This window comes from Hyphomicrobium album (assembly GCF_009708035.1).
GTDB lineage: Bacteria > Pseudomonadota > Alphaproteobacteria > Rhizobiales > Hyphomicrobiaceae > Hyphomicrobium_A > Hyphomicrobium_A album.
The window spans coordinates 1426025-1448530 of record NZ_WMBQ01000001.1; the positions used below are offsets into that span (position 1 = coordinate 1426025).

Annotated in this window: 18 protein-coding genes; 9 read left to right on the forward strand and 9 right to left on the reverse strand. The window is 61.6% G+C overall.

What is annotated here, in order from left to right:
* Positions 1–25: 25 nt before the first annotated feature.
* Entirely contained in the window at positions 26–1297 is a 1272-nt protein-coding gene (locus GIW81_RS06950; RefSeq protein ID WP_154739553.1) for a DUF4910 domain-containing protein, read from the forward strand.
* On the opposite strand, the gene rfbC is transcribed toward GIW81_RS06950, so the two are convergent.
* Positions 1269–1820, reverse strand: a complete 552-nt coding sequence (gene rfbC / locus GIW81_RS06955; protein WP_154738548.1) for a dTDP-4-dehydrorhamnose 3,5-epimerase — start codon at positions 1818–1820, stop codon at positions 1269–1271. The genes GIW81_RS06950 and rfbC overlap by 29 nt on opposite strands.
* A 259-nt stretch (positions 1821–2079) precedes the next feature.
* Here rfbC and GIW81_RS06960 point away from each other — a divergent pair, with 259 nt between their 5' ends.
* The 5 genes from GIW81_RS06960 (at position 2080) to GIW81_RS06980 (ending at position 7988) form a co-directional block, all read left to right on the forward strand.
* On the forward strand, positions 2080–3420 hold the full coding sequence (locus GIW81_RS06960) for a glutamate-1-semialdehyde 2,1-aminomutase (RefSeq protein WP_407658163.1): 1341 nt from the start codon (positions 2080–2082) through the stop codon (positions 3418–3420).
* Positions 3421–3618: 198 nt separating this feature from the next.
* Positions 3619–4914, forward strand: coding sequence for a class I SAM-dependent methyltransferase (locus GIW81_RS06965; protein ID WP_154738549.1), 1296 nt, complete (start codon positions 3619–3621; stop codon positions 4912–4914).
* Positions 4911–5717, forward strand: a complete 807-nt coding sequence (locus GIW81_RS06970) for a glucose-1-phosphate cytidylyltransferase (protein WP_154738550.1) — start codon at positions 4911–4913, stop codon at positions 5715–5717. Before GIW81_RS06965 ends, GIW81_RS06970 begins: the two co-directional genes overlap by 4 nt.
* A gap of 3 nt (positions 5718–5720) precedes the next feature.
* The gene (locus GIW81_RS06975) at positions 5721–6371 is read left to right on the forward strand and encodes a PIG-L deacetylase family protein (protein WP_154738551.1); all 651 of its coding nucleotides are present in this window, start codon (positions 5721–5723) and stop codon (positions 6369–6371) included.
* Positions 6372–6569: 198 nt separating this feature from the next.
* Positions 6570–7988, forward strand: a complete 1419-nt coding sequence (locus GIW81_RS06980; protein WP_154738552.1) for a hypothetical protein — start codon at positions 6570–6572, stop codon at positions 7986–7988.
* Here GIW81_RS06980 and GIW81_RS06985 read toward each other — a convergent pair.
* Genes GIW81_RS06985 through GIW81_RS07000 form a run of 4 tightly spaced genes read right to left on the reverse strand, consistent with a single transcriptional unit; the run spans position 7985 to position 12981 of the window.
* Positions 7985–8806, reverse strand: coding sequence for a phosphatase PAP2 family protein (locus tag GIW81_RS06985; protein ID WP_154738553.1), 822 nt, complete (start codon positions 8804–8806; stop codon positions 7985–7987). The two genes, GIW81_RS06980 and GIW81_RS06985, sit on opposite strands and share 4 nt — an antisense overlap.
* Before the next feature lie 20 nt (positions 8807–8826).
* Positions 8827–10137 (reverse strand): glycosyltransferase family 4 protein, encoded by a 1311-nt coding sequence (locus tag GIW81_RS06990; protein ID WP_154738554.1) that lies wholly within the window; start codon positions 10135–10137, stop codon positions 8827–8829.
* 35 nt (positions 10138–10172) lie between these two features.
* Positions 10173–11273, reverse strand: coding sequence for an NAD-dependent epimerase/dehydratase family protein (locus GIW81_RS06995; RefSeq protein ID WP_195930428.1), 1101 nt, complete (start codon positions 11271–11273; stop codon positions 10173–10175).
* A 7-nt stretch (positions 11274–11280) separates the two neighbouring features.
* Positions 11281–12981, reverse strand: a complete 1701-nt coding sequence (locus tag GIW81_RS07000; RefSeq protein WP_154738556.1) for a GMC oxidoreductase — start codon at positions 12979–12981, stop codon at positions 11281–11283.
* A gap of 271 nt (positions 12982–13252) precedes the next feature.
* On the opposite strand from GIW81_RS07000, the gene GIW81_RS07005 reads away from it, so the two are divergent.
* Together GIW81_RS07005 and GIW81_RS07010 are read left to right on the forward strand one after the other, a co-directional pair.
* Positions 13253–14992: a GMC oxidoreductase gene (locus tag GIW81_RS07005; RefSeq protein WP_229309100.1), complete on the forward strand. Its 1740-nt coding sequence runs from the start codon at positions 13253–13255 to the stop codon at positions 14990–14992.
* Between the two features lie 13 nt (positions 14993–15005).
* On the forward strand, positions 15006–15992 hold the full coding sequence (locus GIW81_RS07010) for an NAD-dependent epimerase/dehydratase family protein (protein ID WP_154738558.1): 987 nt from the start codon (positions 15006–15008) through the stop codon (positions 15990–15992).
* A 19-nt stretch (positions 15993–16011) separates the two neighbouring features.
* Here the strand turns inward: GIW81_RS07010 and GIW81_RS07015 are convergent, their stop codons facing one another.
* On the reverse strand, positions 16012–17298 hold the full coding sequence (locus tag GIW81_RS07015) for a polysaccharide pyruvyl transferase family protein (RefSeq protein ID WP_154738559.1): 1287 nt from the start codon (positions 17296–17298) through the stop codon (positions 16012–16014).
* Positions 17299–17561: 263 nt separating this feature from the next.
* Between GIW81_RS07015 and GIW81_RS07020 the strand changes: the two genes are divergently transcribed.
* The gene (locus GIW81_RS07020; protein ID WP_154738560.1) at positions 17562–19049 is read left to right on the forward strand and encodes an oligosaccharide flippase family protein; all 1488 of its coding nucleotides are present in this window, start codon (positions 17562–17564) and stop codon (positions 19047–19049) included.
* Positions 19050–19086: 37 nt separating this feature from the next.
* On the opposite strand, the gene GIW81_RS07025 is transcribed toward GIW81_RS07020, so the two are convergent.
* The 3 genes from GIW81_RS07025 to GIW81_RS07035 all read right to left on the reverse strand — a co-directional run bounded on the left by GIW81_RS07025 (position 19087) and on the right by GIW81_RS07035 (position 22473).
* Positions 19087–20307, reverse strand: coding sequence for a glycosyl hydrolase (locus GIW81_RS07025; protein ID WP_154738561.1), 1221 nt, complete (start codon positions 20305–20307; stop codon positions 19087–19089).
* 166 nt (positions 20308–20473) lie between these two features.
* Positions 20474–21421: a glycosyltransferase family 2 protein gene (locus GIW81_RS07030; protein WP_154738562.1), complete on the reverse strand. Its 948-nt coding sequence runs from the start codon at positions 21419–21421 to the stop codon at positions 20474–20476.
* A gap of 8 nt (positions 21422–21429) precedes the next feature.
* Positions 21430–22473: a glycosyltransferase family 4 protein gene (locus GIW81_RS07035; RefSeq protein WP_229309101.1), complete on the reverse strand. Its 1044-nt coding sequence runs from the start codon at positions 22471–22473 to the stop codon at positions 21430–21432.
* Between the last annotated feature and the right edge of the window lie 33 nt (positions 22474–22506).

The window sequence follows — 22506 nt, forward strand, 5'->3', positions numbered from 1 at the left end:
CGCGGAGGGTGGGCTCGGCAAGCGCATGTATGCGCTCGTCGAAGCCTTGTATCCAATATGCCGAAGCATCACCGGCAGTGGCGTGCGCCAGTCGCTGGCCCTTATCGGCAAGCACATCCCGATTAAGGTCACCGAAGTGCGTTCGGGCACGAAGGTCTTCGATTGGGTCGTGCCCCGCGAATGGAACATCACCGACGCGTACATCGCCAATGCCAGCGGCGAACGCGTGCACGAGTTTCGCGACTCCAATCTGCACGTGCTGAACTACAGCATCCCGGTGCGCAAGGTCCTGCCGCTGGAGACGCTCAGGTCGCATATCTACACGCTGCCGGATCAGCCGGATCTGGTGCCCTACCGGACCTCCTACTACGAGGAACGTTGGGGCTTCTGCATGAGCCAGCATGCACTGGACGCGCTGCCGCCCGGTGATTACACCGCCGTCGTAGAGTCCACGCTCGAAAACGGGAGTCTTACCTACGGCGAATGCGTCTTGCCCGGAGAGAGCGACGACGAAGTTCTTCTCTCGGCGCACATCTGCCATCCGTCCCTTGCCAATGACAACTGCTCGGGGCTTGCCCTCCTGACACTGCTCGCCGAGGAGCTAGCGCAGCGTCGGCGGCGATACACCTACCGCTTCCTGTTTGCGCCAGGCACGATCGGCGCGATCACTTGGCTCGCCCTCAACGAAGAGCGCGTCGGTCGCATCAAGCATGGGCTCGTGGTTTCCTGCGTCGGCGACGGCGGCGGCCCGACGTACAAAAAAAGTCGTCGCGGCGACGCGCTTATCGACCGCGCGATGATGCATGTCCTCAAGCAGAATGCCGCCGCGCCAGTCGTGCGCGACTTCAGCCCCTATGGTTATGACGAGCGACAGTATTGCTCGCCGGGGTTCAACCTTCCGGTCGGATTGTTCCAGCGAAGCGAGCACGGAACCTTTCCCGAGTATCACACCTCAGCCGATGGTCTCGGGTTGGTCGCGCCGGAGCATCTTGAGCACTCCTATCAGCTCGTGCGCACGGCGATCGACATCCTCGAGCGCGACCGCTTGATGATAAACGCGCAGCCGAAGTGCGAGCCTGCGCTCGGCGCCCGCGGCCTTTACGCGACGGTGGGAGGCGACAAGAACGCGGCGCAGAGCAACATGGCGATGTTATGGGTGCTAAACTTCAGCGATGGTGAGCATTCGCTGCTCGACATCGCCGAACGGGCCGACTTGCCTTTCGCAACGATCTGGCAAGCGGCGGAGCGGCTGAGAGGCGCCGCACTGCTCAGGGAACGGGAGCCGTCTCGCGGCTAGTCAACGGCGCCCACGATAAATCGCGCTCCGAGATGGCCGTAACGGGAAGCGGCCACTCGATGCCAATCGCTGGATCGTCGTAGGGGACGCCCGTCGAGACTGCCGGCTCGTAATACGACGAGATGAGATAGTTGACGCCCGCGTCGTTGCTGAGCGCTTGGAATCCGTGCGCGAAGCCGGTCGGGATGTAGAGTTGTCGCCCGTTCTCTGCGGACAGCTCGAATGCTTGCCACTGGCGGTATGTTCTCGACGCCCGTCGCAAGTCGACGATGACGTCCCATACGGCGCCCGAATAACAGCTCACGAGCTTGACCTCGGCGTGCGGCGGCAATTGGTAGTGCATGCCGCGCAGCGTTCCTGCTTTGGCCGACAGCGAACGACTGTGTTGAACGAATGCCGTCTCCAGCCCGCGCTGCTTGAACTCGCGGTGGCAGAAGGTGCGGGCAAAGTATCCGCGATGATCGTGAACGCGCTCAGGTTCAATGAGCCAGGCGTCGCAAAACTTCGTCTCGAGGAATCGCATGAGGTTCCGGCCGGCGAGATTTCGATCAAAAGTACTTTAGACCCGCCAGGCGCGGCGCGCAGTACCGCCATCGGGTGGATGAGAACGCCGCGGCGATCCGGCAGCCAAGCATCGGTGCGTTTCTCTGCCGACGGGTGCAAAGGCGCCTACGCCAAAAGGCGTAGAGCTACGCAGCATTGCGGCTCCGCATCGTCCGAGCGGCATCCTGGATGCTGCGATGCAGGAATGCGAGCCTTAGCCCACGGCTAGGAGGTTTCAGGTGAGCATTCGTAGCAGCGACATGAGCGCTTCTCGGCGTCTTCAGAAGCGCGCCCACGAGCTCATCCCCGGCGGATGCCATACCTACGCGAAGGGGGACGATCAGTATCCCCAGGTCGCCCCCCCGTTCATCGCCCGCGGCTTCGGCTCCCACGTCTGGGACATCGACGGCAACGAGTACATTGAATACGGCATGGGCAATCGCGCTGTGGGCCTAGGGCACGCTTTCGGGCCGGTTGTTGAAGCGGCGCAGTCCGAAATGAGCCGCGGCTGCAATTTCACGCGCCCTGCGTCGATAGAGGTCGAGTGCGCCGAGACCTTCCTCGATCTTATCGAGGGCGCCGAGATGGTGAAGTTCTGCAAGTCCGGTTCGGAGGCGACATCGGCAGCTGTGAAACTGGCTCGCGCCCATACGGGCCGCGACCTGATCGCGATCTGCGGCGATCACCCGTTCTTCTCGAGCGATGACTGGTTCATCGGAACGACCGTAATGAACGCCGGCGTCCCCGAGCAAATCAAGGCTCTGACGGTCACCTTCAAGTACAACGATCTTCAGTCGGTTCGCGCGCTATTCGACAAACACCCTGGACGCATTGCGGCGGTGATCCTCGAGGCAGCGCGCGTTGATGAACCGGCCCCCGGATTCTTGCACGAGCTGCGGGAGCTTTGTCACGCCGATGGCACGCTATTCATTCTCGATGAGATGGTTACCGGCTTCCGCTGGGCCGTAGGCGGCGCTCAGCAAGCCTACGGCGTCGTCCCCGACCTTTCGACATTCGGCAAGGCGCTTGGCAATGGCTTCTCAGTATCCGCATTAGCCGGGCGCAGCGAGTTCATGCGCCTCGGCGGTCTCGGTCATTTCGATCGGCCTCGTGTCTTTCTGCTTTCGACCACGCACGGTGCGGAGACGCACGCTCTCGCGGCGGCGATTGCCACCATGCGCACGTACAAGAATGAGCCCGTCATCGAGCATCTCATTCGGCAGGGTGAACGCCTGCGCCAACAGGGCTCGGCTCTGGTTCGAGGGCATGGACTGGAGAACTACGTGGAGTTCCTGGGGAAGCCGACCTGCCTCCTCTTCGCCACGCGCGATCGTGAAGGACGTCCTTCTCAGGCTATGCGCACCCTGTTCCTGCAGGAGACGATCAGACGCGGCGTACTCATGCCATCGCTGGTCGTCTCCTACTCGCACTCCGATGAGGACATCGAGCGCACCCTCGAGGCCATCGATGCGGCGCTGGCTGTTTACGCCAAGGCCCTCGACGGAGGCGTTGATCGCTTCCTCATCGGACCGCCGTCACAGCCCGTCATGCGCAGCCACAATGCCGCCCCGGCGGGGTGATTGCCGGCCTAAGTGCGTGGGCACGGCAGTGTTCCGCTACCCCCATACCAAAGGAAAGGCGTAGGCCAAAAATTAATCCCTACCTCGAATGGCGCCGTACCTGCCGTGTGAGCAGTTGCGTAATTTGAGACGACATACTTCTGCGCCGCAACACGGCCACGAGCATTTGCAAACACCCAATCCAAGCGGTCCAGCGACATGAATGTCCAAACAAAGTTGAACGTCAGCGGAGCGGTTGCGCCCTCGACTGGCGGACCTTGCCGCCTGTGCGGCGAGGAGCTCGCACACGATTTGGTCGACCTCGGCATGTCTCCGCTGTGCGAGAGTTTCTTGCGCGCGGATCAGTTGGACGGGGTCGAGCCCTTCTTTCCGCTGCACGCTTATGTCTGCGACAACTGCTTCCTTGTGCAGCTGAAAGAGTACGTCAGCCCGAGCGACATATTCCGAGAGTACGCATACTTCTCATCGTACTCCACGACTTGGGTCGATCACGCGCGGCGCTACTGCGAGATGATCAAGTCGCGGCTCGGCCTCACGGGCGACAGCCTCGTGGTAGAGCTGGCAAGCAACGACGGCTATCTTTTGCAGCACTTCCTGCCGCTGGGCGTGCCGGTGCTAGGCATCGAGCCGGCGGAGAACGTTGCCGAAAGCGCGGTCGCCAAAGGTGTCCCGACGCTCACCGATTTCTTTGGTACACGCCTCGCACGTGAGCTCACCGCCGAGGGGCGCCAAGCCGACCTCATCGTCGGCAACAACGTTCTCGCCCAGGTTCCGGACCTTAATGACTTCGTCGCGGGCATCGCCATCCTGCTCAAGCCCCAAGGCGTCGTGACCCTCGAATTTCCGCACGTCGCCAAACTGATCGACGGGAACCAGTTCGACACCATCTACCACGAGCACTTCTCGTACTTCTCGCTCATCACAATCGTGCACCTGGCTGCCAAGCATGGCTTGAAGGTCATCGACGTCGAGGAATTGCCGACGCATGGCGGATCCTTGCGGGTATATCTCGCGCACCGCGACTCCGCGCATATGGTCACTCCCGCCGTCGACGCGCTCATCGCGCGCGAGCAGGACGAAGGCCTACTCGACGTCGCCGCCTATCAGGCGTTCGGCGAAAAGGTGAAAAGGACCAAGCGCGAGCTGTTGCAGTTTCTCATCGACGCCAAGAACGCCGGCAAGTCCATCTGCGGGTACGGCGCGCCGGGCAAGGGCAACACGCTCCTCAATTACTGCGGCATCGGTCCCGACTTCCTCGACTTCACGGTCGACCGCAATCCATACAAGCACGGCCGGTTCACGCCTGGAATGCACATTCCGATCCTGCCGGTCGAGGCGATCGAAGCTGCAAAGCCAGACTACATCCTCATCCTTCCATGGAACTTGGAGCACGAGATCGTACGGCAGATGCGGCATGTGGCGGAGTGGGGCGCCAAGTTCATCGTTCCGATACCCACCGTGAAACTCATCGATCCTAAGGAGCTGGAGGCATGAAGGTCGTCCTATTCTGCGGCGGTCTTGGCACCCGCATCCGCGAGTATTCCGAGAACATTCCCAAACCGATGGTACCGGTCGGCAATTGCCCGATCCTGATGCATCTGATGCAGTACTATAGCCAGTACGGGCATCGGGACTTCGTGTTGTGCCTTGGATACAAGGCGAACACCATCAAAGAGTACTTTCTCAACTACAAGCCGCAGAACCATCTCGACTGCGTGGTAACGGGCTTTGGCTCGAACGTTGAGCTGCTTGGCAAAGTGGAGTCCGAGTGGCGCGTCACCCTGCTGGATACCGGCATGTGGCGCAACATTGGGCAACGCCTTTGGGCGGTTCGCGATCACGTCAAGAACGAGCCAATGTTCCTCGCCAATTACAGCGACGGGCTGGCGGATTTGAACCTCGATCACATGGTCGAGACGTTCAAGAAGAGCGGCAAGATCGCGTGCTTCCTCGCTGTGCGGCCCCCGCTTACCTACCATCTCGTGGATATGGGAGAGGACGGCTCTGTCGCCGCCTTCCATTCATCCGATCGCTCCGACATCTGGATCAACGGCGGCTACTTCATCATGCGGCCGGAGATCTTCGACTATATGCGCGAGGGCGAGGAGTTGGTACTCGAACCCTTCAGCCGGCTGATCGCCGACAACCAGCTCATGGCCTACCGGCACGAGAGCTTCTGGCGTTCCATGGATACGCTACGAGATCGGCAGATCCTGGAGGATCTTGTCGAACGTGGTGAAATGCCCTGGTGCAAGGCCGAGAATTTGAGCCTCAAGCCGGCAACGCTGGCGATCTGATCAATGCTTGGACTGGGTTTAGTCAGAGCGGGTGCGCCGATCCGGGTATTGTGCCTCGGCGCGCATTCGGATGACATCGAGATCGGTGCCGGGGGTACGATCCTCAACTGGATCGAGAACGGCATCGCTCTGGACGTGCGTTGGGTCGTGTTCAGCGCGCCGGGGGCGCGTGCAGAGGAAGCCACAAAGTCGGCCGACGGATTCCTAAAGGGTGCCTCGCACCGCGAGATTTCACTCTACGAGTTCCGCGACGGTTATTTCCCGTTTCAGGCAGCGCTCAAAGACTGCTTCGAGGAGCTCAAGCGGGGTGCCGCGCCCGACGTGATCCTTACGCATCGCCGTGACGACGCGCACCAGGACCATCGCCAAGTCGCGCAGCTGACCTGGAACTCGTTCCGCGACCACCTCATCCTCGAGTACGAGATACCGAAGTGGGACGGAGACCTCGGCCGGCCGAATCTTTACCAGCCGCTGAGGCAGGCGACGTTGGAGCGCAAAATAGAACTGCTGAACGAGCACTTCGCCACGCAGCGCTCGAAAGACTGGTTCGATCCGGAGACATTCCGCGCGCTGGCGCGCTTGAGAGGCATGGAGAGCAGGGCGCCGGAGCGTGCCGCAGAGGCCTTTGTGCTGTCGAAGGCCGTCCTGGCGTGATCAGCAAACGTTACGTCGTCGGCGTTGTCTTGGTCGGCATTGGGCAGCTCCTACCTCCAAAGTACTAGGCAGGCGATTGAATCTGCCGCTCTACATACTTTTTCATCCTTGTTGCGACGCCAGACGAGACCGACACTCAAGCTGTGAGAATCCGCAGTTCGGCGTTGCGAGCAGATTTGTCAGAGAAATTATGACCTGATGGAACCGTCACTCGCCGGCATCCTGGTCTGTTGCGCCATCTTGGGGGTGGCGCGCTTTTTCGAGATGCCTTCCATCGTCGCTCTAATCGCCTCGCTGGCCTTCGGCTCGACCGCTATCGCGACCCTGCCGGCCCTGGGCGGTTCGTCGCCGATGGTATTCGTCGCACTGCTTATGATCCTGCTCGGATCCATCGTACTGCGGCGCAATTGGCCGCGCGATCTGCAACGCGTATTCGTGCAACAACCGATCGCCTGGCTGGTCTTGCTCCTCAGCGTCTACACCGTCGCAGGTGCTATCTTACTGCCAAGTCTATTTGCGGGAGAGGCGACGGTCTTCGTTCCGCAGCGCATTGGGGTGACATCGGCTGGCATTGTCGAAACGACCCTGGAGCCCGTCGCGGGCAACGTAACGCAGACCCTCTACTTCGTGTTTGGTGCGCTGGCGTTCTTTGCCCTCAGCATTGTATTGCGGCGGCCGAACACGCTTAAGGCAATCAGGCAGGGGTTTTTCGTTTGGGCCACTTTGCATGTGTCGGCCGGCTTCCTCGACCTTTTCGGTAAGTTCGCCGGCATAGAAGACATCCTCTCCCCGATAAGGTCCGCTTCCTACGCCATGGCGACGATCGTGGACGTAGGAGGGTTTTGGAGGATTGCCGGCACGTATTCGGAGGCCTCGGCATTTGGTTCTGCGACGATCCTGCTGCTGGCGTTCACGTTCACATACTGGAGACAGACGCGAAGCAAATTCGCGCTCTCGCTTACCGTGCTGCTCATCGTTCTTCTCACGCTCTGCACATCGACCACGGCGTACATCGCCGGCGTGATCATCGCCGTGGTCTTCGGCGTCTCCCTGGCACGCGCCCTACTGCAAGACCGACTGCAGGCCGGCGAGATCGGCTTTGTGTGCGTTGGTATCGGGGTACTAGCCGTCACGATCGGCGTTGAGGCTTACAGCGCGCGAACCCTCGCGCCGCTGTGGGGCCTGTTCGATGCGATGGTCTTCAACAAGGCCTCATCCGCTTCAGGCTACGAGCGCGCCTATTGGAACTACCAGAGCCTGGTGTCGGTCTACGAGACAATGGGACTTGGCATAGGTCTCGGCAGCTCGCGCGCCTCGAGTTGGGTGATATCTGTGATCTCTCAGTTCGGCGTGATTGGCTCGACGATGATCGGGCTGCTGACTTGGGAGATCATCCGCTCCAAGCGACACGCAGCTTCCTTGAGTTCCGATACCCGCGCCACCGTGCTGAGTGTGAGAGCCGCCGCCCTAGGCTCCCTTTTGGCTGCATCCATAGGTGGAGGGGCCGCCGATCCGGGGCTTGTGTTCTTCATTGCCCTGGCTGTGGCCAGCAGTGTCACCGCTCGTGCACGCAGCGCGGCGCCGATCGTGATGATGGCGGCTCCGCAGCGGGCCTAGCGCCAGGCCGATCGAGCTGAAATGGCGAAGAGGCAGACGAGCGTCCACGCCGCCCCGACCGACCAGCCAGCCAATACATCGGTCGGAAAATGCACCGTGTTGAAGACGCGGCTGGCGCCGATGATGAGCGTCAACGCGCAGGCCAGGCCCAAGACGTAGTACTTCACGAGTTGCTGAGATTGGGCTCGCGCAATGAGTGCCGCCAGGGTGAGGTAGATGGCAGCTGACAAAGCTGCGTGGCCGCTGGGGAAGCTGAATGTGGAGGTCTCAAACCTCATCATCGCCAGATTGATTCCAGGACGGGCGACCGCGAGCTTGAGCAACGTGGTCACGATGGCCGTGCCACTAACTGCCGCGAACACGAGAATGGCGAGGTCGCGCCTGCGTACCAACAGAAAGTATCCCATGACCGCCAGTGCTATCGCGCCCACTACCGTCACGCTGCCGAGGTAGCCTAGGTCCACCGTGATGGATTCGAACCAATCCGGTCCGAGCGGATCGGTTATGTTGAGAGGATTGCGCAAGGCTAGCACGATCGCCCAGTCGTAGACCATTGCGTCCCCCGTCAACGCCCTGCTGCCAATCATGAGCAGGCCAAGAAGCAGCAAGGACAAAAACAGCAGGGCCCCAATGACACGTATCTCGGCGGCGCGGCGCCAATCGAAAGCGGACAGTCCAGCGGTGTTTGCTTGGCGCGCCGGTGCCACGCCAGACGTGCCTTCAGATCGCGCCATCCGGTTGTCGCCGGCGTGTCCGGCCACCACAACGGAAGAGGATGGTCTTGAGGTCCGTTTGTGATTGCCTCTCTGAGACAGCATTGGCGGCACTCCGATCCGCGCTATCGCCACATGTCATGCGTCAAAGTGAATGGAGAAGGCTGCTTCGCGGGCGTGAGCCGGTCGACAGTTTGCCGATTGGCGTCGGCAAGCTTGTGCTCATAGAGCGCGAGCAGCTCGCTGCACCAAGCCTCGGGCGACGGCGCCAGGAAGCGTGCGTTTTCGAACGCATGTTTGCTCATCTTCGCTACACCTGCATCGTCCTTCACAAGGGCTGCCATCGCTCGGGCCAGCTCGTCTTCGTCGTCGGACTGGAAGGGCACCGCGAACTGCAGGCGGACAAGGTCGTCAGTGATGAGAGCGGCGCGCGATGCGATGATCGGGATACCGCTCATCGCCGCCTCGAGTGCCACGAGGCCGAAGGTCTCGCGCCAACGGCTCGGCATAATGAGGGCCCGCGCCTCCCGGCAGAGTTCGGCGATTTCCTGTTTTGATTTCCAACCTGTCAGCTCGATCTCCGGGAAGTCTCGTCTAAGCACGTGGCCTAGGGGACCTGTGCCAATGATACGTAGCGAAACTCCCGAACGCCGTGCGGCGCGCGCCAGAAGCAATACGCCTTTGTCCACTTCCAGGCGCCCGACAAAGAGAAATTGACGATTTTGCTCGGCGGCAACCCTCGAGGCGGTCCACGGCGTGGCGGGGTTACGCAGAACGTGCATCGTGCGGCGGTCAATCCCGCCGAGCTCGAATAGTGGGATCATCCCATCGTGGACGACCAGCACAGTCGCTGGCGTTTTGCCCAGGCCGAACGCAAGTTGGCGCACGGCGGTGCGCGCCGTCCGGTAGAGCTTGTGCGCGTAGTTGCGCTTGTCGCATGAGGCCGCGAGACATGCAGGTCCCATGGGCGACAGGTTGCAGGCTTTGCCTTGACGGAAGAAATAGTGACCGCCATTGGGGCATGTCAGGAAATAGTCGTGCGCCGAGATGATGAGGCGCGACGCCACTTTCCGGAGCGGGACGAAGACGGACGGCGAGAGAACCTTGTGCCAGTTGTGGAGGTGGTAGATCGTGCCCGGCGTATCCCTGGTAGCAATCCAGTTGCCAACCGCAGCCGCCATGGACGGGTCATACAGGCCGCGCAGAGCGGCACCGATGCGATTGCCTTCCAGGATGTGGCGACCTTTGAGCGCGATGAGCTCAACATCCAAACGGGCGAGATCTGGGTTATCGCCGCTGTCTCCAGTAATGAGCGTCGTAGGCACGCCGCGGCTGCGCAGCTGCTCGATGGATGTGAGCATGACGCCCGCGGCGCCGCCGCTGCGGATGCAATCGTCGTTGATGACGACAACACGCTCGATGGCCTGCGTCTTCATCTGATTGCCGTCCGGATCGACATCGTTCCGGCTCCTCAATGCAGTTGAAGAATGGGCGGGACGCCTTCTGCTGGCGCGGCCCGTGTACTTACCAGGCCCTGCGCGAAGGCCCACTCAGCCGAAGCGGCTATGCCTTCTTGCAACGAGGTCGTCGGCACGAAGCCGATCTCCTTGACCCGATCGATCACGTAGCGTCGGCGCTTCGTGAAGTCGTCCGCCGAAAGGTCTCCGAGGCGCTCGAAAGCTACCTTCTCTACGCTCCGCACGACGGCCGCGATGGTATCGCTTCGGGGAAAGATGCTCCTCGCGACCCCAGCCTGCTTGGTCAGGGCGTAGAGGCCGGCGCGGCGCGCCTGTCGCCTAATGGCGCTCAGAGCCGGCTGCACGGCCAGCGGGATAAAAGGTCCTCTGCCAATTGCGCGGCTCAGCAGGTCAAAGTATTCGGCAAACGTCGGTATCTCAACGCCGTTGGCATTGTAGACGCAGTAGTGCGGGGTCTCGTGTATGGCGAGCCTGGCGGCAAGCATCGCCAGATCGCGGACGTAGATTAGGTTGGCTTCCCCATCGCAGTTCACGCCGAGCTGAGCGAGACGGCCCGAGGCGATTGCGCGGATGAATCTGGCAGTCCACTCTTCCCCATGAGGCCCATAGACGAGCGAGGGCCGAACAACGGCAACATGCAGCTTTTCGCCGGCCGCGCTCCTGCACAGCTCCTCGGCTGCACGCTTGGCCGCACCGTATTCGCTGAGCGGCGGCACGGGCCGCGTCTCTTCCGAGATCGTTCCGGTGGCTCCGCCGTAGACGGCTACGGAGCTGAGCTGTATCAGCCGACTCACTCCGCTTGCGGCAGCGCATTCCAGGATGCGGCCTGTGCCTTCGACCGTCGTGGCGGTTTTTGCATCGTCGCGAATGCAATTGATCACGACGTCGACCCGCTCCATGGCCGACATGAGGCATGCGCGATCCATGACGTCGCAATGGATCGTCTGAACCGGGAGCCGGGGCAGACCTGAATGGGGCTGCAATGACTTCACACCGGCGCGCACCATCCCGGCGCCGCTGCGCACCAGCGCGTCGGTCACAGAGTTGCCGATAAACCCGGCAGCTCCCGTAACGAGGATGGTCGACGAGCTCATTGCATTCTCACTCTGCAGCGGCGACGGCAGCGAGTGTTGGGACGCGGCCATGCGCCGTGGCGCGGTTGCGAAGTTCGGCCCGAAGGTGATCGGCCAGCCGAATGGCCAGAGCCACGATCGTGAGCGTCGGGTTGGCGTGTCCGCCGGTAGTGAAAACGGACGTGCCGGCGAGATAAAGATTTTCCGCTCCGTGGGCGCGACAGTTTTCATCTACGACCCCGTCGCGCGGGTGACGGGACATGCGCGTGCCGCTCAAGAAATGATAGGTGCCTCGAAGATCGTCGACAGAGATGGCATCCGAGCTGGACAGCCAATCAGCCTGCCGGACGCGGCCGAACCCGAGCCTTTCCAGTTCGAAGCCTACGAACTTCCCGAAATAGCGGGCCGTCCGTCTTTCCTTCTCGGCGATGCGCCAGTCGACCTTGGCGCGCCGCATGCCGAGTGCATCACGGTCCGCGCTCAGCGTAATCCTGCTCTCCGGGTCCGGCTCCTGCTCCAAGTCGATGCAGATCGAGATCAGCGGATCGCGATGAATCACGGATCTGCCAAGCACGAACCTTCGTGCAATGTTGGGTATCTCTGCGGCGACGCCGACTAGGGCGCGCTGCAGATCGCGGAAGGTGCTGCGATCGATGTTGCCGCTCTTGACCGCGTCGCGCACGCGCCGCGACGCTTCCCAAACGGTATCAGGGCGCGCGTGATAGTAGATTGCCGCACTTGAGTTCAGGAGCTGGTGTTCGCGTTGCGCCCGTTCGGAAATCGCAAACCCCGTCTCATACTGAACCTCTCCGTCTCTCATGGGACGCAGAAACGTGTTGTAGAGATGCTGAAGCGCTTTGGCGTTCGCTTCATCGGCATCGATGGTCGCGATGCATCCGCGAGGATGCTGGGAGAAGTAGCGCCCCAGCCTATCGAATTGATTGACGCGATTGAGCAGCCGGGGCGGAGCATTGAGCAGCAGCCGGACGTTCTCTATTCCGCCACAGCACAACGCGAAGGCCCTCGCGCGGATTGTCATCGACTTCCCGCCGAGCGACCTGACGGTGATCGCCTCGACCCGTGCTCCGTCATCAGTGTCGTGAAACGTCGTCACGTTTGCATGGAGGAGGACGAATGTATCGCGGTCGGCCGCGAGCCTGCCGCGATATACCTTCCCCCAGTCGAAGACACTGCGATATCCAAGCGACAGGTATGACTGAAGCGTTGGATCCCAGTCGGGAGAAGCCACGCGCCAAACAAATGGGTCGAGGTCGCCAGAGGCGAGAGTTGGCAGTTGGATGCCAAGCGCGCTCTGGACCTGCTCGAAGGGTGCCCATGGGTGCTTGAAGTTGCTGGCCCGCTTGGCGCGCTCGTAATAGGGACCAAGGTGCGCGTAATCGATTGGCCACCCCGAGTTCTTCACCCAGTCACGGCATTGAAGGTCGATGGGATCGAGGGTCGCGCTACGCCCGCCCCAGCGCGTGGCGGCTCCGCCGAACACCCGGTGACGGCCGTGATCCAAATCCATCGGATGGCCGACACTCTCGCCCAGGAGCAGGTCGCGCGCCGCGGCCTCCTCTTGCAAGCCACCGGACTCGACAAGACAAACCTTAAGGCCGCTGCCGCGCAATTCATCCGCGATGGTTATGCCTGCAGGTCCGGCGCCAATCACGCAGAGGTCGAACGCTACATCGGTTCGATCGCCAAGCTGCTCCAGGTCGTGAATCATCGCTGCTCGCGGATTGATTAACGGTGCGGATACGCGGCTCGGGAGCGGGCGACCCGACAGGGTGCAATGCGGCAGACGTCGACTGCCGTAACATCGATAACACTCGTCCCCCACCCGAAGAACGCGCCTAAAAGGCGATAGCTATGTACTCCTTTGGGAGGCCCCGGGGCAGAAAGCTGACCTTGATGCGCGCCCGGATTCCAGGAGATTCCTGGTCAGCACAGCGGCGCTCGGAAAGGGCAAAATCCTGCAGACTCTGGATTTGGCGCGCTTGGGAAACGGGCGCGAGCTCGAAGCCGATCTGATCATCATTGGTGGCGGTCCGGCAGGTCTCACCGTCGCGCGGGAATTCTTTGGGCATCAAACGCGCGTGCTGGTCCTCGAAAGCGGGCGCCTTGAGGAAGACGCACGCATCGGGGCGCTGAACCGGGTCGAGAGCGTCGGCCAGCCCAGCATGGAGGTTCAGATTGAGCGCCGTGCGGCATTTCACGGTGCCAGCGCTCAGTCATGGTCGCCTGCAGAGCAGCCGTATGGGGTGCGTTGCAGAGTTCTTGGAGGCTCATCCCATGCCTGGGCAGGGAAGTCTGCCGCGTTCGACAGCCTGGATTTCGAACCGCGGTCGTGGGTTCCGTATTCCGGCTGGCCGTTAGCACGCGCCGATCTGGAGCCGCACATAGATCGCGCCGCTGAGCAACTGAACCTCGGTCCCAGTGTAAGTGGCGACGGTCTGTGGTCACTAATGGGCTGCCGCCCTCCGGAGCCGCAACTCGATGCTGAAGCGCTGCGTCCCTTCTTTTGGCAGTTTGCCCGCTCTCGGATCGACCGCCTCGACGTGATGCGCTTCGGCCCAGAGTTCATGCGGGAAGATGCAGCCAACGTGCGCACGCTGCTCAACGCGACCGTGACGCGCATATTGACGAACGACACCGGCAGCAAGTTCGAAGGCGTAGAGGTCGCGTGCTTGGAAGGCGTTCGGGCCCGCGTGCGCGGGAAAGTATGCGTTCTGGCGGCGAGCGGGGTCGAGAACGCCCGACTTCTTATGGCATCCAATCAAATCTGCCAGGCGGGAATCGGAAACGATCACGATGTCGTGGGGCGATTCCTCCTCGATCATCCGAGTGCGCGCCTCGGCCGCTACGACGCAGCCGATGCGGCAAGGGTTGTGGATCGCTTTGGCTTTTATGGCCTCTCGCAGGCGGGACGCACCCACATGTACATGCATGGGCTGGCGTTGCCGCGCTCGGTCCAGGAACAGGAGGGCTTACTCAACTGCGCTCTCTATATCCTGGAGGAACGCGCTCCAGATGATCCTCTCGAGGCCCTAAAACGGCTGCTTACCCGCAAGTCGGCTGCGATTGGGGCTGACTTGGCTGCCCTGGCGCGAAGTCCGGGTCTCCTCGCCAAGGGCGTCGGCATGAAGGCCCTTCAGGGCAGTTTGTTGCCGGAGCGCGTGAAGACGACGGTTGTCAATGCCGCGATCAGGCTAAACCCCAATCTCGTTGCGCGAGAGCACCTCAATCGCGGCATCCCGCACAAGCTGACGGGATTGATCGTCGAGGGCATCAGCGAGCAGAAGCCCGATCCCGACTCCCGCATCACCCTCTCGGAGACGAAGGATGAACTCGGTGTCGCCCGCGCGAAGATCAACTGGAAGATAGATCGCGACGCACGGCGGTCCTTGGCGCGACTTGGCCAGCAGATGTCGCGGGAATTCGACCGGGTCGGATTGCCCCCGCCCGCTCTGGATGCGTGGGTAAAGCAAAATAGTCTCGATGACGCGGCCGTCATCGACATGGCCCACACCATGGGCACGACGCGCATGGCGGATGATCCCAAGCAGGGAGTCGTGGACAGTGATTGTCGCGTTCATGGGGTCAGCGGACTCTATATCGCCGGCGCATCGGTGTTTCCCACCGGTGGTCACGCAAATCCGACGCTGATGATCCTTGCGCTGGCCATTCGCCTGTCGGACCACCTGAAGCATACGGCGGCCGCCCGGCAAAACAGTTGATTGGGAGACTTGATTGAGGCCGACAGTACTTGTCACTGGTGCAACCGGATCGATCGGACGCTTCGTAGTGCCGGCGCTGATCGGGGCGGGCTACCTGGTGCGCGGTCAATACGTGCGCGCGCCCGGCAACGTTCCCGGTGTGGATTGGCGGCGTTGGAACTTCCTCGAGAGTCTCGAAGTCGACCCTCTTGTCGACGGGTGCGATGCAGTCATTCATCTGGCTGCGGAACTCTCGGATATCGGCAAGATGGAGCGCATCAACGTCGATGCGACACGCCGCTTGGCCGAAGCGGCGGCGGCGAGCGGGGCACGCTACTTCGGGCACGCAAGCTCTATCGTCGTCTATGGTTCTCCGCGCACACGTCGCGTTGATGAGCAGACGCCTCTTATCGATCTCGCGCGGCCCATGGCAAAACAGTACCTCGCCGAGCCATACATGCTCGAATATGCCCGCACGAAGACGATGGCAGAGCTGGCGCTGCGCGGGGCCGCGCCGACGTTGCGGGTCGATCTTCTTCGCCCGACCGTGGTCGCGGATTTGCAGCGTATCCTCGAAGCGGCCGACTGGAGCGCGTACCGCAAAGTCCTTTGCCTTTACCGGCGCACCCAGTACGTGCTGGCGTCGGACGTTGCCTCCGCGATCGCGCACCTGCTTCGCCGAGGCCTGCAGGACGGCCGTGATCGTATCGAGGCTTACAATATTTGCGAAGACGCTTGCGGGACGTTCCGCGACTTGTTCGCTCGTGCCTACGAGATGACGCACGATCCGAGATACAGCGTGCCGTTCGAACTGCCCATCGTCGCCGACATGGCGAAGAATTGGTCCCTCTCGCGCACGCTGGAAATCCGTTATCCGTTGGGAATGCTGCGCTTTGCCAACGACAAGCTTTGCGCCACAGGTTTTCGGTTCCCCACGGGCATCGAGGCAGCGGTCGAGCAATCGCTTTTTGGTCGTGTCGAAGGCCTGAAGGGGAACACGCTTCCGCAAGCCGTTCCCTAGCGGCAGCGGGCGACGTCCACTAGAGAAACGTGCGCAACATCGCTTCTTGTTCAGCGAGCCGGCTGTCCGCGATCTGGCGGTACGCGCGCACCGCATCCGCGCACTGGGTCCGCTGCGCGGAGATGCTTTCGAACTGCTCGATGAGCTGGTCGACCTCGAAGCTCTCGATGTGATGGCAATAGGCCCCGAGGCCCGCCTGCGCCATGAGGACATCATTCTTCTTGGAGTAACCCAACGAGATGGTCGGTTTGGCTAGCTTCAAGGCGCAAACGATATTGTGATACCGCGTCGCCACGATGACGTCCGTCTCCTGCATCTGACGCATAACGTCGTGGAGTGAGCTTGCCGGGGCTTCAACTAGATCTTCTTCTGCGATCGCCGGCGATTTCGATCGCAGGCGCGACATCAGAGTTTTGACGGCCCCATCGTCCGCGGTCTCGCCAATCAGCAGGCGGACACGATGACCGCGGCCCAAGATATGGCGCACAAAAGCGGCTAGCTTATCGATGTACTGCCAGTGCGTTTCCGCCCCAGCCTCGGCAAACGAGTACCAGCCGTAGTAGCTCATGACGCCGACGCCGACGACCAGGCGCTCAGCGTCCGGCCGCTCGCGATGCAGCGGGGGAGGCAGGCCGAACGCAAGGTCGGCAAAAACCGGATCAGCACCGGTCTTCACGCCGATGCCGGTCATGAAGTCCTTCGACAGCACGTCGCGATAGGATCGATAGTGTGCCAGCTGTCCCGCCGTCTTCATCATCCAACGGCTCAGCGGATGGCCGATAGGCCCTGCCCCGATACATACGAAGGCGACTTTGGCCCCGAGCAGTCGCGACACCAGGCACCACCTGAGAATGTTCCAGGGCATGCCTTTGGGCCGATCGCCGAAGTCATCGAGAATGCCCGTTCCCGGTATCAGCACCAGATCGAACTTCCGTGCGGAACGTATGGTGGAAAGCACATCACGGAGCTTTTCGACGATCTTGCGCGCCCAGCCACCTATACGCTGGGCATGAGCGTCGGCGACGTGGGCGCCGCTGATCGGCAGCGCACTCACGTCGAACCGGTCGCGGATGAGGTCGGGGTTGGCACATATGCAGGTAAGCCGCGCGTCGGGCCGCACGCGCCGCAGCAGGTTCAGAATCGCTTCGAGCGACCCGTCATTGCCGAAATTGCCGCAGCCGAAGAGACCGAAAAGAGCGATGGCCGGCGCTCGCGTCGATGCCCCGACCGTCTCGTTGCCCAATAGGCCGGAAAGGCTCTCGCCGCGCGGTGCGTAGGCGAGGATCGATTTTGCGGTGCCGAGCATAGACGCATTGACCGTTGGATGGCGGCGTGCGCCGGCCGCACGGATCCGGCAGGCAGTCACGCCCGACCGGAAGCTAGGTGGCTGGCGACACCGATGCAAAGCTAGTCAAATTGGGTGGCATGGAGGACTGCCCTACGCCTTTCGATCCCCCTCGCCTGATATTGTCTGGGTTAGCGTGCGGCGCGTGCCGCTGTAATCAGGATGGAACGCTCCGCGGCGTCGCGGATGGGCCCCTCCCCGCAACAAACTTAAATCTGGGTGGAATGAGCCAGCTTCGACGAGCTCTACTTCTGGCGACAGGCGAGCGGTACTTCACACTGACTGTCAGCTTTCTGACAGTGGCGGTGGTCTCGCGCCTGCTAAGGCCTGACGAGATCGGCATCTCGTTGGTGGGCCTCGCCGTAGTCGGATTCTTCGCGGCGGCGCGTGAGTTCGCCAGCCCGAATTTCCTCATTCAGCATCAACAGCTCTCGTTGGACGAGATCCGCAAATCGTTCTCGATGTTGCTGCTGATTACGCTCGTCATTGCAGGCGTGCTTTTTAGTTCGGCCCCGTGGGTCGCCAACCTATACGGCGACGCGAGGCTGACGCCCTTCTTGCAAGTACTGTCGCTCTCCGTGATCTTCGAGGCGGCCCCGGCCACTATTGTCTCGCTTCTGCGCCGGGAGATGGCATTTGCACGAGTCGCGCTGATCAGTGGATCAATCGCAGTCGCGACCTCGACGACTACGGTTGCTTTGGCCCTGGCAGGGCTCAGCTACATGAGCTTTGCCTGGGCGAACCTCGTCAGTGCCGGCGTTGGTGCGGCGCTAGCCCTCGCCCTCTACCCCGACCACAGAATCTTCAAGCCTCTCTTCCGAGGGTGGCGGGGCTTGCTGACGTTCGGGGGCTACAACGGCACGAACATCCTCTTGCACCGGGTTTACGAAATGCTGCCGTACCTAGTGCTGGGCCGGATCGTCTCCGCTGACGCGGTCGCGTTCTTCAATCGCAGCGTCATGTTGTGCCAGCTGCCGGACAAAGTCTTCCTGTTGGGCGCGACGTCCGTCATTCTTCCAGCCTTCTCCGAGATCGTTCGGGATGGGCGTACATTGAAAACCCCTTACCTGAACGCGGTCTCGCTTATCACCGGCATCCAATGGCCGGCCTTGGTAGTGCTCGCTCTTCTGGCCGAGCCCACAGTCGGTCTAATATTTGGCCCGCAGTGGATGACCATCGTCCCATACGTGCAGATCATGGCCATCGCGAACCTTTTCTCTTTCAGCTTCCAGCTGAACTATCCAGTCTTCCTCTCGGTAGGGGCCGTCCGCGACTCATTCAAACGCGGCCTCATTATTTGGCCGGTGTCGGCTCTGGTGCTCACGGTCGCTGCCTTCTTCGGTCTGAAGGCCGCCGCATTGAGCTTCCTGTTTGCCATACCGTTCCAAGCGTTCGTCTCGTTGCAATTCGTTCGCAAGCATCTCGACATCAGGTGGATGGAGCTTGCCGCGGCATTGCGTAAAAGTCTCATCGTGACTGGTGCGACCGCTATTGGGCCAATAGCCGTGTTGATCGTCGTGGGGGATGGGTGGAACCTAACGGTCCTGGAGGCACTTGAAGCGTCCGTCCTTGCGGGCGCCGGGTGGCTAGCCGGCATCGTTTTTACCGGCCACGACTTACTGAGCGAGTTGCAGCAGGCAGCGGGCCACCTGGCCTCCCGGCTTGCTTTCATACCCCGTGCGGTAAGGGCCGCGGCGCTTCAGAAGGGATGAGGTCGGAGCGGGCTCGCCGCGCGGTGAGGGTTCACAGTCACTTCGCGACCTCGATGATCAGCGCGTGATCGCTTAGCGACACGGGAACCGATCGCGCATTGCGCAGGGTCGAGATCGGCTCAGTCCCTACGGTGATGTCATACACTTTGACGGAGGCGCGTTCGCCGCCGAGATCCACCACTACGCTATCCGCACCGGTAACCTTCTCGCCCCACACGACAAGCGCAAACGTCCCGTCGCTCTTCTGCAGAAGCAAATCGTGCACGGTGGCCGGTTGGTTAGGGATCGAATAGTTGAGACGACCCGGGTGTGCGATCGGAGTGCGATCGGCAAGGATTGCCGTCAGGTTATGGATAAAGGTGGCGGCCGGCTTGGGGCGTGAATCCTTGTCGAAGACGCCGAAGTGGTCTTGTCCCCCTTCGTCGTCGCGCAGCTGATAGATAAATGTATAGCGGTAGCCTCGCTTATATTGGGCGAGGTAGGTGTTCACCAGGACGGTGCCTTGCGTGCGTTCTCCGCCCGGGCCGCGCACACTGTCCCAACCGGTCTCCGTCGTGACTCTCGGCAGTGTGGCGAGCGCCTCGTTGGTGTATCCCTTGTAGCCCCTGCCCCAAGTTACACCGAAATTGCCGTAGAGCCCGTCCCAACGCTCGTTCAACGTCGGATCGGCAGCATTCCAAGCTTGGTTGTCCCCGTATCTCTCACCGTTTCCGATAACGTAGTTGTGGACGTTGGCGAAGTCGGCGAATGGCGTCCCTGGCGGCAGCAGCGCATCCGCTCCCTCGGGAATGGTCAGAAACTGCAGGCCGACGTTGTCCGTCTGAGCACCGGGCTCAGAGGGCGAGAAGACCGGAAAATTGCGGAGCTCGGAATCAGCCTTGACTGCCGCGTAGACGTCGCGCTGGAACTCGCCTACCGGAAGCCACGTGCCGGATCCGCCACCTCTCTTGCCATCGTAGGTGAGCGGGAAGTTATTTGGTTCGTTGGGCCCCTCCAGCGCCAGGAGGGCGTTGGCCGCGGCGAGCTGCCGGGCTGCCGCCATGAAGCTGTCGACGGGACCACCGTTGGCAAAAATGTCGACGAGCACGCCGGTGCGCCGTGCGACATAAACAGAGCCAGTCACACGCCCGGCGCCCGTGCGCACGGCGCGGACGCCCAGGTATTTGAGCGGCTCTACGTAAGACTGCGGCGCGTAGCCTTGATCGATGTGAATGTTTATGCCGACCGAGCTGAGAAAGGCATCGGCGCTGTGACTCAAGGTGCCCGTCGCCTCTCCAGCTGCCGCAGCACCCGAGACATCATGCCGAGGCGCAACGCCGACGATGGCGAGCGCCAGAACTATCGCGAATGCCTTACGCACTGCAGAATCTCCACAGGGTCGTCTCATATGCGCCGAACCGGTTGGGCATCGCCCTCGGGAAGGGTCAATTGCGGAACGACATGGCGCTCCAATCAAACCGCGCCAAATAGCCAAGCGGCGGAATGAGGGCGACACGCGGATCGAGCTGGAAGGCTAGCTTGAAGAAGCTGAATGCATCCTTGCGACCGCGCACAAGCTCCTTCACCCCGCACCAATAGGCACGCTCGCAAAGACTGCGCTGAGCCAGCAAACGCAGTCGGGGCCAATCGTGCAGCCGCTTCCCTTCGTGGCCGAAGAAGCTTTCCAACGCCGCGTGCAGCCGGGTGATGGTAAGCCACCGCGCGGCCAGCGCCTCTTGGCTTCGGTTCTCGCCATGAATTCTTTTGATTCCCAGCACGGCTGGAGTGAATGCAACTGCGCCGAGGCATGCCAACCGCAGCAGCATTTCGAAATCGTCCGAGTGCGGGAGCGCCGGCCGATAGTAGCCCGCGGCTTTCTGCGCCGAGGTCCGTACAAGAACCATCCCAAATGCAAGGTAGAGTTCCGGCGCCCGGCAGCGATCCAAAAGGAAATCGTGTCCCGATTGAATGTGCCACGACGAGTTGTCGGCGGTGCTGAGATCCGGAAGCGGCTCATGCGTGCGCCAATGGACGTCTGTACCATGGGTGAAGGCTACTTCCGGGTGCTGCTCCATGATGGTCACCGCCCGGCGAAGGCTGCCCGGCGACAGGATGTCGTCCGCACAAAGCACCATGACGTAGTCAGCGGAGGCGAGATCGATGCCTTCGTTGAACGAAGCATGCGACCCCAAATTGCGCGGGTGCGCGACAATCTCAACGCGAGCGTCCTCGCGGGCAAGGTCGTGCGCAACTGAGACGCTATCGTCGGTCGATGCGTTGTCGATGATAATGACGCGCAGCTGCTCCACGTCTTGCGATAGGACGCTTTCTACGCAGTCGCGCAAGAAGCGACCGTGTTGATAGCAAGGCACCACAATATCTACGCTTGGCATCTCAACCCTTATCCGTGCTGGGCGCTGACCAGCGCATGCGTAGAGGGAAGTCCGAGATGCTCAACGCCATCCACCTCGGCCATGAGCTTAAGGTAGAGCTCGGCAATCTTCCTCCAGGAATAGGCGGCGGCGCGTGCAACGCCTTTGTCGACAAGCTGAGCTCTCAAAGCCCTGTCGCCTCTCAGCTTCGCTATGGCCTCCAACCACTCGCCGATGCTGTCCGGATCGGCGAAGAGTGCCGCGTCCCCGCAAATCTCGGGTAGGCACGGTGACGTCGACGCGACGACAGGGCAGCCGTGCACCATTGCTTCGATCGCCGGCAGCCCGAAGCCTTCAATTCGCGAGGGGAACAGGAAGCAAAGCGCCCGGCTGAGGACCTGGGCGAACTCATCGTCATCAATACGACCCAGCAGCCGGACATTGTCCGTAGGGCGCGCACCGTCGCGACAATACGCCGACAGATCGACATCGCCGGCGATCAAAAGATCCAAGCCCATCTCGTCGAGAAACGGTGCGAGCCGAACCATGAGCTCGGTGTTCTTATACCTAAGGTCGCGCCCGAGGCAGACCACGTAGGGCCGCGTAGAGGCGTCTACCAGGCGCGATCGGCTGGCCACCCACCGTTTGGCGTGATCGGCACCGTTATAGGTTACGACGATCTTTGATTGCGGCGCGACGCCGTAATCGGCCAGGTGCTGGCGTGACAGCCCCGACACCGTCGTAATGCGCGCAGCCCGCCGTCCGAGAAGGGGAAGGATGATGCGGTGGACCAACCGAAACAGGCGCCCAAAGCTTTCGGGCATCAGGCGCGTGTGGAGGTCGTGAATGCAGGCAATTTGCCGGCTCACGGTGACCGGTGCCAGATTGCAGAAGCTGAGAAGCCCCCCCTTCACGTAGAACGGTAGCTGGGCCTGCACCCAGAACTGCGGCAGCCTCGGATACTTGAACTCGCGAACGAGGCGCGTGGGAATGTGTGTCAGGCCGGTATCGGATTTACGAGGGACGATCAGCTCGAGATGCAGGCCGCGCGTGAGCGGGTGCCGCTCGGCCATGAGCGCATCGAGCTGTAGCGTGACCTCACGGGC

Coding starts and splice junctions, on each gene's coding strand:
- GIW81_RS06950 (WP_154739553.1), top strand. CDS start 26: ATGTATGCGCTCGTCGAAGCCTTGTATCCAATATGCCGAAGCATCACC.
- rfbC (WP_154738548.1), bottom strand. CDS start 1,820: ATGCGATTCCTCGAGACGAAGTTTTGCGACGCCTGGCTCATTGAACCT.
- GIW81_RS06965 (WP_154738549.1), top strand. CDS start 3,619: ATGAATGTCCAAACAAAGTTGAACGTCAGCGGAGCGGTTGCGCCCTCG.
- GIW81_RS06970 (WP_154738550.1), top strand. CDS start 4,911: ATGAAGGTCGTCCTATTCTGCGGCGGTCTTGGCACCCGCATCCGCGAG.
- GIW81_RS06975 (WP_154738551.1), top strand. CDS start 5,721: ATGCTTGGACTGGGTTTAGTCAGAGCGGGTGCGCCGATCCGGGTATTG.
- GIW81_RS06980 (WP_154738552.1), top strand. CDS start 6,570: ATGGAACCGTCACTCGCCGGCATCCTGGTCTGTTGCGCCATCTTGGGG.
- GIW81_RS06985 (WP_154738553.1), bottom strand. CDS start 8,806: ATGCTGTCTCAGAGAGGCAATCACAAACGGACCTCAAGACCATCCTCT.
- GIW81_RS06990 (WP_154738554.1), bottom strand. CDS start 10,137: ATGAAGACGCAGGCCATCGAGCGTGTTGTCGTCATCAACGACGATTGC.
- GIW81_RS06995 (WP_195930428.1), bottom strand. CDS start 11,273: ATGAGCTCGTCGACCATCCTCGTTACGGGAGCTGCCGGGTTTATCGGC.
- GIW81_RS07000 (WP_154738556.1), bottom strand. CDS start 12,981: ATGATTCACGACCTGGAGCAGCTTGGCGATCGAACCGATGTAGCGTTC.
- GIW81_RS07015 (WP_154738559.1), bottom strand. CDS start 17,298: ATGCTCGGCACCGCAAAATCGATCCTCGCCTACGCACCGCGCGGCGAG.
- GIW81_RS07020 (WP_154738560.1), top strand. CDS start 17,562: ATGAGCCAGCTTCGACGAGCTCTACTTCTGGCGACAGGCGAGCGGTAC.
- GIW81_RS07030 (WP_154738562.1), bottom strand. CDS start 21,421: ATGCCAAGCGTAGATATTGTGGTGCCTTGCTATCAACACGGTCGCTTC.
- GIW81_RS07035 (WP_229309101.1), bottom strand. CDS start 22,473: ATGGCCGAGCGGCACCCGCTCACGCGCGGCCTGCATCTCGAGCTGATC.